Here is an 8,993-nt window from a genome sequence, read left to right on the forward strand (position 1 = left end):
CAAGTGGACGTAAGCAATCGCCCTCCCGGCGGAGGGCGAGTTTGTCCGCGGCCAATGCCGATCAAGTCACACAGCGGCCGGGCTGGAGCAGTTTTGCGACCTCAGTCAGGGAGCTGACCATCGGCTCGCAGGCGATCGTCGGCTTTTTGCGGCCCTGCTTCTGGTTCGGGAGCAGCACCGGCGGCTTGGCGTTACCGGTCTCGATCACCGCGGGCACCCGCAGCAGCACCGACGTGTCGGCCAGATCGTTCAGCCGCATCGACACGGTGCGGGTCGGAACCTCCGCCTGCTTGATGTCGGCGAGCCGGTCGGCTTTGCTGGAGCGATTGACGTTATGGCCCGGCTTGTCGGCGACCGCCTGCCAGCGGTCGGCCAGATCATGGCCGGAGGCCAGCTGCACGGCGCCCACCTGAACGGCGCCAAGCGTCGCGGCGATCGCGACGGCGCCTAAAAATACCTTTTGAATCTGTGACATGGCTGTCGGTCCCTCGCCCCATGGCGATCACGGGAACAACGCGAGGAGAGGACCGGGAGTTCTCAGTCGTTAAGATCACTTAACCGTGTGCGAAAAGGCACGGCCCCGCGAAAAAAAATTCGCACTCGACTGGAACGACTTTGGCGGACGGGAGTCGTCTCAGCAGCCGGCTATTCCCCCCTGCCCCATAAGCCGGCGACGTAGGGCGCGACTGTGGTGATGCCAGTCGCGCCTTACTTTTGTCTGGAGTTCAGTTCGCCTTCCCGGCCAGCCAATCCCGCCCCTCGGCATAGAGCTGCTCGACCTCAGGCCCCGTCAGGCCGGGCATATCGCGCTTGACCTTGTAGCCGATCAGCTCCTGCATGTAGGCGAGGTGGCGGTAGCCTTCGGGTAGCGCGGCAAGGGCTTTCTGGTCGAGCTGAAGTGTCGCGGCGGGGTCGACGGGGTCGATCCGGTCCTTCTCGTAGATCGGCTGGCGGCGGACGATTCCCCACGCGCCTGACCGCTTCTCCAGGAAATCGTAGAAGCGCCCGGTGCAGACGACGTCGCAGGGAACGTCATGCACCGGCGCGCGCTGCGAGATGGTCATCTTGGTCTGCGCGATGGCGCGCGCCCCCTCGAGGTCGATACTGGTGCCGCCGAGGAAATGCAGGATGCGCACGCCCTTGGCGAACCCCTCCTGGCTGACCCGCATGAAATCCCGCGCCGGCCCCTGAAACCAGGTGGCGGACATCCAGCCTTCTTCGTGCCAGACCGTGGCAAAGCGCTCCCAATCGCCGGCATCGCGCCACACCGCCCAGTTCTCGACGAGGTCGCGGATGGCGAGGCGGTCGAGGAGTTGCTGGTCCATGATGCGAAATCTCCTGGCGGCTTGAAGCGGCGATGGATGTCATCGGCCCGAGGTATCAACGGGCAATTGGGTTGCCGTCAAGCGCGCACGATGCTTTGGGGGCGTTCGATTGCCCACAGCCAGTCCGCGCGATACGAGCAGCCAGCCTTGCAATCAACCTGACCGCGACTAGTATTCGCATCCGATGCAAATGAAATTCCTCGTGCTGGCCGCGCTTCTCGGATTGCTGGCGGCTTTCCCTTCCCGAGCGCAGACCGATTCCGTCCAGGCCTGGAAGATGAGACTGGCTGCGCACATCGCGAGCAGAACTTTCTTCCCGCCTGCCGCGATGGGGCAAACGGGGGAGGCCAGGGTTGCATTCGTTATGGATCGGTCCGGCAAACTAATATCGCGGACGCTGGCAGAGAGCGCCGGGTCTCAATCGCTCGATGCTGCTGCGCTTGCGATCGTCGAGCGCGCTCAGCCATTTCCGGAAGCGCCTTCGGAACTGACGGAGAGCTCGTTCTCTTTCACAGTCCCGATCGTCTTCCGAGGCCGCCAATTCCAGGTGCCCCCCTTACGGGTTAGTGCTGGTCACGCCCGTCTCCACCTCTACGGTACTCGATGCCATGGCCATGTGGCGCAAAACGGTGACCGAGCACGTCTGGCGCAACAGGATGTTTCCTTCCGAAGCGATTGGCCAGAGGGGCGACGCCGGCGTCACATTCGTGGTTGATCGCGCAGGTAAATTGATCTCGACCGCGCTGATAGAGAGCACGGGCTCTCGGCTGCTCGATGCGGCAGCTCTAGCGATGGTGGAGCGGGCCGCGCCGTTTCCGAAGCCACCTTCCGAGGCGGTCGACGACCTCCAGAGGATCACCGTCCTCATGACGTTGGATGGAACGCCACCCAAGGGAGGATGGCCATGGATCGAGGACGAGGCCAAGGTAAAGGCAAAGCTCAACAGCGTCTGCCGAGGCTGCTGAACCCTCGCGGACAAATGCAAAAAAACGGCGCACCTCTCAGCGCGCCGTCTTTCTTTTTCAATGCGGGCTTCCTTACGCCGCCGGTACTTTCGGCGCGCGGTTGCGCGAATTGCGCTGGAAGAACAGGGCCTGGCTCGCCACCGCCGACACCATCGCCGGCTGGAACGGTTTTGAGATCAGGAACGCCGGCTCGGGGCGCTCGCCGGTGAGGAAGCGCTCGGGGTACGCGGTGATGAACACCACCGGCACCTCGAAGGTGCGGAGCAGCTCATTGACGGCGTCGAGGCCCGACGAGCCGTCGGCGAGCTGGATGTCGGCGAGGATCAGGCCGGGACGCTTGTTCTTGGCCAGCGCGACCGCATCGGCGTGGGTGCGGGCGACGCCGACGACATTGTGGCCGAGATTCTTCACCAGGCTCTCGAGATCCATGGCGATGAAGGTCTCATCCTCGATGATCAGCACGTCGGTGGCGATCTCGGCTGCCATCTCCCGCCCTGCGGCATCCGCAAGCCGGCGCGTCTCGCCGACGTCGGTGCCGAGAATGTAGCCGACCTCTTCTTCCGAAAATCCCTCGAGCGAGAGCAGCAGGAAGGCCTGCCGCGGCAACGGCGTGATGTTCGACAGCCGTCGCTCCGGCGGCATCGGCAGGTTCGTCACCTCGGAATCGTCGTTGACGGAAACGGAATTCCAGATCTGGGTGAACAGTCGAAACAGGCCGGCACGCGGCCCGTGGCTCTCGTCGAGCACCGACGGATCTCCCAGCATGGCTTCCAACATGGCTGCCACATAGGCGTCACCGGAGGACTGGCTGCCCGTCAGGGCGCGTGCGTACCGGCGCAACAACGGCAAGTGTTCAGCAACAAGCTGTGAACGGGACATCCCCACTCCAATCATCTTCGGGCCAACCTTGACGTGCAGGCGTTACGCGGGGGGCCCGGGTTCCCTGCTGGGCTGATTACGCCTCAGACAGAGAAAAGTTCCGTATCGGGGCGGAACTTTTTCTCGCAACTCGCATTGAGCCTATCCAGGGAACGGCTCCCGGTTGAGAGAACTTCTCGATTTTACAGTCACTTAACTCGGGGAAACGTGGAACAGGTCATGAAAGATCTCAAGTCTCAAGCCAGCAAAAGCACGACCCCCGGCAAGGGAGGGCTCACTCCGGAGATCCAATCCCGGATCGGGCATCAGCTGCGCGCCATGTACGACGACGTGGTGCGGCAGGGGGTTCCGGACCGGTTCGCGGAACTGATCAAGAAACTTGATGCGCCGGGAGCGACACCCCAAGTGGAAAATGGTGGCGGCTCCAACGACAACAACAATGGGAGGGATTAATGCCTCTCACGGACTCCCTGCGTGACGACATCCTGGCGGCCGTGCCGAGCCTGCGCGCGTTCGCCATCTCGCTCAGCGGCAATGCAGACCGCGCCGACGATCTGGTCCAGGAGACGCTGTTGCGCGCGCTCGCCAACATCGACTCGTTCCAGCCCGGCTCCAATCTGCCGGCGTGGCTGTTCACGATCCTGCGCAACCTGTTCCGCTCCGACTATCGCAAGCGGCGGCGGGAAGTCGAGGATGCCGAGGGCAACTATGCCAAGACGCTGAAGACACAGCCCTCGCAGAATGCCCATCTCGAGTTCGAGGAATTCCGCACGGCGCTCGACAAGCTTCCGCAGGACCAGCGTGAAGCGCTGATCCTCGTCGGCGCCTCCGGCTTCTCCTATGAGGATGCGGCTTCGATCTGCGGCTGCGCAGTCGGCACGATCAAGAGCCGCGTCAACCGTGCGCGCTCCAAGCTCGCGGCGCTGCTCTATGTCGACGGCGCCGAGGATTTCGGGCCCGACGAGACCATTCGCGCCGTGATCGGCGGCAGCGGCGGCTGACGGCCGGCGTCAATCGGACTGAGACGACATGAAGGCGGCCGCTTCCGCGGCCGCCTTTGCACGTCCGAAACGTGATGCGGAGCCTGCGCCGCCTCGATCACTCATCCACGAAGGTCACGGTCTCGGCCACGCTCGCACGCGACGTGCGGTAGCTGTTGACCTTGTGGGCGTCGTCGGCATAGCCGAACGAGATGCCGCAGACGATTCGGCGATCATCGGGCAGATTGAAATGACGGCGGATCAGGCCGGAGTGGCGCGCGAGCGCCGCCTGCGGAATCGTGCCGAGCCCGAGCGCCTGCGCGGCCAGCATGAAATTGCCGACATAGGCGCCGCAATCGATCGCACCGTAGATGCCGAGCGGCTCGTTGGTGTGGATGATGGCCACATGCGGGGCGCCGAAGAAATTGTAGTTCTCCAACGCCTGCTTCGCATACGCCGCCTTGTCGCCCCTGACGATGCCGAGCGTGTTGTAAAGCTGGAAGCCGCTCTCGCGGCGGCGTTCGAGATAGGCGCCGAGATATTCCCGCGGCGGCGTGAAGTCATAGTCGTCGCCGAGCCCGCTCGATGCTTCCGCGTAAATCAGCTTGCGAAAACGTTCCTTGGCCTCGCCACTGGCGATGATCACCTGCCAGGGCTGGCTGTTGCACCAGGACGCCGTGCGCTGCGCGGTGGTCAGCAAATGTTCGATCGTCGCGCGATCGACCTCCTTGGCCAGGAAGGCGCGCACCGAATAGCGCTCGTTGAGCAACTCTTCAAGCACGCCGATGCGGTCGTTTTGTTTCACTTGTGCGTCCATGGATCAACTCGCGCCTTCTCTTCGTAGGGGTGGGCAAAGGCGCATCGCGCCGTGCCCACCGACAGACTTGCCCCGGCGCATCTGCATGTGGTGGGCACGCTTCGCTTTGCCCACCCCACGAGATACAGCGAGAGGCTGGATCACCGTCCCTTGGTCGGGATCTTGTTATACGGCACATCCTTGTCGACGCGGATATCGCCCGGCAGTCCCAGCACGCGCTCGGCGATGATGTTGCGCAAAATCTCGTCGGTGCCGCCGGCGATGCGCATCGAGGGCGAGGAAAGCAGCATCTGCTGGAACTGGCCCTGCACGGTCTCCTCGTCCGCGCCGGTAAGAACGCCGGCTGCGCCCTGAAGGTCCATGGCGTAAGTCGCGATGTCCTGGAGCATCATGCCGGACACCAGCTTGCCGATCGAATTCTCCGGCCCCGGCCGCTCGCCCTTGGACAGCGCCGAGATCGCCCGGTAGCTGGTGTATTTCAACCCGCTCGACTTCACCGCCCAGCTCGCAAGTTTTGAGCGCACGGCCGGATCGTCGATGGCGAGGCCATCCTCCAGCATCAGATTGGAGCAGAACTCGAACAATTCAGGGACGCCGGTCGCAAGCCGCGAGCCGATCGACATGCGCTCGTTCATCAGCGTGGTCAGCGACACGCTCCAGCCCTCGCCGATGGCGCCGAGGCGCTGGCTGTCGGGAATGACGACGTCGGTGAAATAGACCTCGTTGAACTCCTGCATGCCGTTGGCCTGCTTGATCGGGCGCACCTCGACGCCGGGGCTCTTCATGTCCAGGAAGAACATGGTGAGGCCCTTGTGCTTGGGCACATTGGGATCGGTGCGCGCGATCAAAAGCCCGTAGTCGGAATAGTGCGCCCCAGAGGTCCAGATCTTCTGACCGTTGACGACCCAATCGTCGCCCTTCTTCTCCGCGCGTGTGCGCAAGCCCGCGACGTCAGAGCCCGCCGACGGCTCGGAGAACAGCTGGCACCAAATCTCCTCGCCCGCGGCCAGCTTCGGCAGATGGCGCCGCTTGGCGTCCTCGCTGCCAAAAGCCATCACGGTTGGGCCGCACATGCCCTCGCCGATCTGGAACGGCTGCGTCAGCTTGCCATAGACGCCTTCCTCCTGCTGCCAGATCACCTTCTCGATCGGCGTGGCGTCGCGGCCACCATATTCCTTCGGCCAGTGCAGACATGCCCAGTTGCCTTCGAATTTCTTTTTCTGCCAGGCCTTGCCGACATTGACGATGTCGTGCTTCGCGAGCCTGATGCGGCCGAGCGAGGATTTTGACAGCTCGGCGTGGAGCTCCTTCGGCGCGTTGGCTTCGACCCATTTGCGCGCGGTCTCGCGGAATGCGGCTTCTTGCGGGGTGTCGTCGAAATTCATCTTCGAACTCTCCTCTCTCGTGCCCCGGACGCGGCGCAGCGCGAAGCGGTGCGCTGCAGAGCCGGGGCCCATTGTAGCTTTCTGGGTCCCGGCTCTGCGGCGCGGTACTTCGTACCGCACCGCCTCCGGGACACGATCAGCCTCTTCCCTTCGTCGGGATCTTGTTGAACGGCACGTCCTTGTCGACCCGGATGTCGCCGGGCAGGCCCAACACCCGCTCGGCGATGATGTTGCGCATGATCTCGTCGGTGCCGCCTTCGACGCGGGTACCGGGCGCACGCAGCAGCATGGCCTGGAAGCGGCCGGCGAGCTCGGCATCTTCGCCGCTGACCACTCCGCTCGCACCCTGCAAGTCCAGCGCGTAGGTCGCAACGTCCTGGATCATCGAGCCCGCCACCAGCTTGCCGATGGAGTTTTCCGGCCCCGGCCGCTCGCCCTTCGACAGCGCGGAAATCGCGCGCATGCTGGTGTATTTCAGCCCGCTCGCCTTCACGGCCCAATTCGCCAGCTTCGAGCGCACCGCGCGATCCTCGATCGCCGGGCCGTCATCGAGCATCAGGCTCGAGCAGTATTCAAACAGCTCCGGGAAACCGGTCGAGACGGCCGCGCCGATCGCGCTGCGCTCGTTCATCAGTGTCGTCAACGAAACGTTCCAGCCATCGCCAACTTCGCCAAGGCGCTGGTGGTCGGGAATGCGGACATTGGTGAAATAGACCTCGTTGAAGTCGGACGCACCGCTCGCCTGCTTGATCGGCCGCACCTCGACGCCCGGGCTCTTCATGTCCAGGAAGAACATCGTGAGGCCCTTGTGCTTGGGCACGGTCGGATCGGTGCGGGTGAGCAGGATGCCGTAGTCGGAATAGTGCGCGCCCGACGTCCAGATCTTTTGGCCGTTGATGATCCAGTCGTCGCCGTCCTTTTCCGCGCGGGTTCGCAACCCAGCAACGTCGGAGCCGCCGGCGGGCTCGGAGAACAGCTGGCACCAGACCTTTTCGCCGGAGGCGAGCGGCGGCAGATAGGCGCGCTTATGCTCCTCGCGCGCGAACGCCATCATGGTCGGCCCGCACATGCCGTGGCCGATGATGAACATGCGGGACAGCTGGCCGAATGGCCCCTCTTCCTGCTGCCAGATCACGCGCTCGATCGGCGATGAGCCGCGGCCGCCATAGTCCTTGGGCCAATGCAGGCAGGCCCAACCGGCATCTGCCTTCTTCTTTTGCCAGGCCTTTGCCACTTCCAGAATGTTGGCGTTCTTCAATTGCGTGCGGCCGAGCGAGGACTTTCGAAGCTCCTCCTCGTACTGCTTGGGCGCATTCGCCGCGATCCAGGCGCGGGCAGTGGCGCGAAATTCGGCCTCTTGCGGGGTGTCGTCGAAATTCATCGTCTCTCATCCTTCGCCGGTGTCGTAGGATGGGTAGAGCAAAGCGAAACCCATCTCTCGGACCACCCGCGTCATGATGGGTTTCGCTACGCTCTACCCATCCTACAAATTACCGATGGCTTACGCCGCGTTCTTCTTGCGCATGCGGTCGATCAGCTGGTCTTCCCAATAGGTGAGGCTACCGAGCCCGAGCGCCATGGCGTTGGCGCGGCGATAGTACATGTGACAGTCGAACTCCCAGGTGAAACCCATGCCGCCGTGAACCTGGATGTTGTTCTTGGCGCAGTGCTGGAACGCCTGCGTCGCGCTGATGCGGGCCGCGGCGGCGGCTTCCGGTAGCTCCGCGGCGTTGGTCGAGAGCGCCCAGGCGCCGTAATAACTGTTGGAACGTGCCAGCGTCGCCGACACGTACATGTCCGCCAGCATGTGCTTGACGGCCTGGAACGAGCCGATCTGACGGCCGAAGGCGATGCGGTCGAGCGCGTAGTCACGGCCCATCTCCAGCGCGCGGTCGGAGCCACCGACCTGCTCGAACGCGCAGAGCACCGCGGCGCGGTCGAGCACTTGAGTCAAAATGCTCCAGCCTTCGCCGGCCGCACCCAGCGGCTCGGCCTTGCAGTCTTTGAAAGTGATCTCGGCCTGCCCGCGGGTCGGATCGAGATTGGTCAGGCCTTTCACCTCGACGCCGCCGCCCTTGAGATCGACAATGAACAAGGAGATGTCGCCGTCGCGTCCGCTCGATCCCGTGCGTGCCGCGACCACCGCGAAGTCCGCGATCGCGCCATCGGCGACCGGCTTCTTGACACCGTTGAGCACGCCATTCGCAGCCGAGAGCTTGACGTTCTTCGGCGAAGGATTGCCCTTGCCCTCGAACAGCGCCAGCGTGCCGATCGCCTCGCCCGAGGCAATCGCCGGCAACCATTTCTTCTTCTGCGCGTCGCTGCCGGCGATCAGCAGCGCTTCGGCGGCGAGATAGACGGTCGAGGAAAACGGCACCGGTGCGTTCGCCCGGCCCATCTCTTCAGCGATCACGCAAAGTTCGAGATGACCGGCGCCCGCGCCACCAAAGTCCTCTGGAATTGCGACACCGAGAAAGCCCATCTCGGCGAGGCCCTTCCACAGCTCCTTGTCATACGGCGCCTTGCCGTCGAGGACTGCGCGCACCGCCTTCGGCGGGCATTTCTCAGTGAGGAATTTGCGCGCCTGATCGCGGAGCTGCTTCTGGTCGTCGGAGAAATCGAAGTTCATGGCGCGTATCCGT

The 8,993-nt window shown here is 63.7% G+C and carries 11 protein-coding genes; 4 read left to right on the top strand and 7 right to left on the bottom strand.

The genetic code is table 11. The features are described 5' to 3' along the window. Positions 1-61: 61 nt before the first annotated feature. Positions 62-475 carry a hypothetical protein gene (locus JQ591_RS15535; protein ID WP_211396867.1) on the bottom strand — a complete coding sequence of 138 codons (414 nt, stop codon included), beginning with the start codon at positions 473-475 and terminating at the stop codon, positions 62-64. Positions 476-725: 250 nt separating this feature from the next. Further along, a complete protein-coding gene (locus tag JQ591_RS15540; protein ID WP_211396868.1) occupies positions 726-1,325 on the bottom strand; it encodes a nuclear transport factor 2 family protein in 600 nt (199 codons plus the stop codon). Between the two features lie 277 nt (positions 1,326-1,602). Between JQ591_RS15540 and JQ591_RS35310 the strand changes: the two genes are divergently transcribed. Next, a complete protein-coding gene (locus tag JQ591_RS35310) occupies positions 1,603-2,040 on the top strand; it encodes an energy transducer TonB family protein (RefSeq protein WP_249137062.1) in 438 nt (145 codons plus the stop codon). Then, positions 1,934-2,290, top strand: a complete 357-nt coding sequence (locus tag JQ591_RS35315) for an energy transducer TonB family protein (RefSeq protein WP_249136978.1) — start codon at positions 1,934-1,936, stop codon at positions 2,288-2,290. Before JQ591_RS35310 ends, JQ591_RS35315 begins: the two co-directional genes overlap by 107 nt. A 72-nt stretch (positions 2,291-2,362) precedes the next feature. Here the strand turns inward: JQ591_RS35315 and JQ591_RS15550 are convergent, their stop codons facing one another. Next, positions 2,363-3,169 carry a response regulator gene (locus tag JQ591_RS15550; RefSeq protein WP_007597237.1) on the bottom strand — a complete coding sequence of 269 codons (807 nt, stop codon included), beginning with the start codon at positions 3,167-3,169 and terminating at the stop codon, positions 2,363-2,365. A gap of 219 nt (positions 3,170-3,388) precedes the next feature. Between JQ591_RS15550 and JQ591_RS15555 the strand changes: the two genes are divergently transcribed. Both JQ591_RS15555 and JQ591_RS15560 read left to right on the top strand, forming a co-directional pair. Continuing rightward, positions 3,389-3,622: a NepR family anti-sigma factor gene (locus JQ591_RS15555; protein ID WP_007597239.1), complete on the top strand. Its 234-nt coding sequence runs from the start codon at positions 3,389-3,391 to the stop codon at positions 3,620-3,622. After that, positions 3,622-4,170 (top strand): sigma-70 family RNA polymerase sigma factor, encoded by a 549-nt coding sequence (locus tag JQ591_RS15560; RefSeq protein WP_211396869.1) that lies wholly within the window; start codon positions 3,622-3,624, stop codon positions 4,168-4,170. Before JQ591_RS15555 ends, JQ591_RS15560 begins: the two co-directional genes overlap by 1 nt. A gap of 97 nt (positions 4,171-4,267) precedes the next feature. Here the strand turns inward: JQ591_RS15560 and JQ591_RS15565 are convergent, their stop codons facing one another. From JQ591_RS15565 to JQ591_RS15580, 4 genes are all read right to left on the bottom strand, one after another. Next, positions 4,268-4,966 carry a nitroreductase gene (locus tag JQ591_RS15565; protein ID WP_211396870.1) on the bottom strand — a complete coding sequence of 233 codons (699 nt, stop codon included), beginning with the start codon at positions 4,964-4,966 and terminating at the stop codon, positions 4,268-4,270. Positions 4,967-5,106: 140 nt separating this feature from the next. Then, entirely contained in the window at positions 5,107-6,351 is a 1,245-nt protein-coding gene (locus JQ591_RS15570; RefSeq protein ID WP_211396871.1) for an acyl-CoA dehydrogenase, read from the bottom strand. Between the two features lie 136 nt (positions 6,352-6,487). Further along, on the bottom strand, positions 6,488-7,732 hold the full coding sequence (locus JQ591_RS15575) for an acyl-CoA dehydrogenase (RefSeq protein WP_211396872.1): 1,245 nt from the start codon (positions 7,730-7,732) through the stop codon (positions 6,488-6,490). A 120-nt stretch (positions 7,733-7,852) separates the two neighbouring features. Continuing rightward, entirely contained in the window at positions 7,853-8,980 is a 1,128-nt protein-coding gene (locus JQ591_RS15580; protein WP_211396873.1) for an acyl-CoA dehydrogenase family protein, read from the bottom strand. Positions 8,981-8,993 lie beyond the last annotated feature (13 nt).

This window comes from Bradyrhizobium canariense, assembly GCF_018130465.1.
Classification (GTDB): Bacteria; Pseudomonadota; Alphaproteobacteria; order Rhizobiales; family Xanthobacteraceae; genus Bradyrhizobium; species Bradyrhizobium canariense_C.

Bases quoted from the DNA above. Each gene is read 5' to 3' on its own strand.
- JQ591_RS15535 (WP_211396867.1), bottom strand. From the start codon at position 475: ATGTCACAGATTCAAAAGGTATTTTTAGGCGCCGTCGCGATCGCCGCG.
- JQ591_RS15540 (WP_211396868.1), bottom strand. From the start codon at position 1,325: ATGGACCAGCAACTCCTCGACCGCCTCGCCATCCGCGACCTCGTCGAG.
- JQ591_RS35310 (WP_249137062.1), top strand. From the start codon at position 1,603: ATGAGACTGGCTGCGCACATCGCGAGCAGAACTTTCTTCCCGCCTGCC.
- JQ591_RS35315 (WP_249136978.1), top strand. From the start codon at position 1,934: ATGGCCATGTGGCGCAAAACGGTGACCGAGCACGTCTGGCGCAACAGG.
- JQ591_RS15550 (WP_007597237.1), bottom strand. From the start codon at position 3,169: ATGTCCCGTTCACAGCTTGTTGCTGAACACTTGCCGTTGTTGCGCCGG.
- JQ591_RS15555 (WP_007597239.1), top strand. From the start codon at position 3,389: ATGAAAGATCTCAAGTCTCAAGCCAGCAAAAGCACGACCCCCGGCAAG.
- JQ591_RS15560 (WP_211396869.1), top strand. From the start codon at position 3,622: ATGCCTCTCACGGACTCCCTGCGTGACGACATCCTGGCGGCCGTGCCG.
- JQ591_RS15565 (WP_211396870.1), bottom strand. From the start codon at position 4,966: ATGGACGCACAAGTGAAACAAAACGACCGCATCGGCGTGCTTGAAGAG.
- JQ591_RS15570 (WP_211396871.1), bottom strand. From the start codon at position 6,351: ATGAATTTCGACGACACCCCGCAAGAAGCCGCATTCCGCGAGACCGCG.
- JQ591_RS15575 (WP_211396872.1), bottom strand. From the start codon at position 7,732: ATGAATTTCGACGACACCCCGCAAGAGGCCGAATTTCGCGCCACTGCC.
- JQ591_RS15580 (WP_211396873.1), bottom strand. From the start codon at position 8,980: ATGAACTTCGATTTCTCCGACGACCAGAAGCAGCTCCGCGATCAGGCG.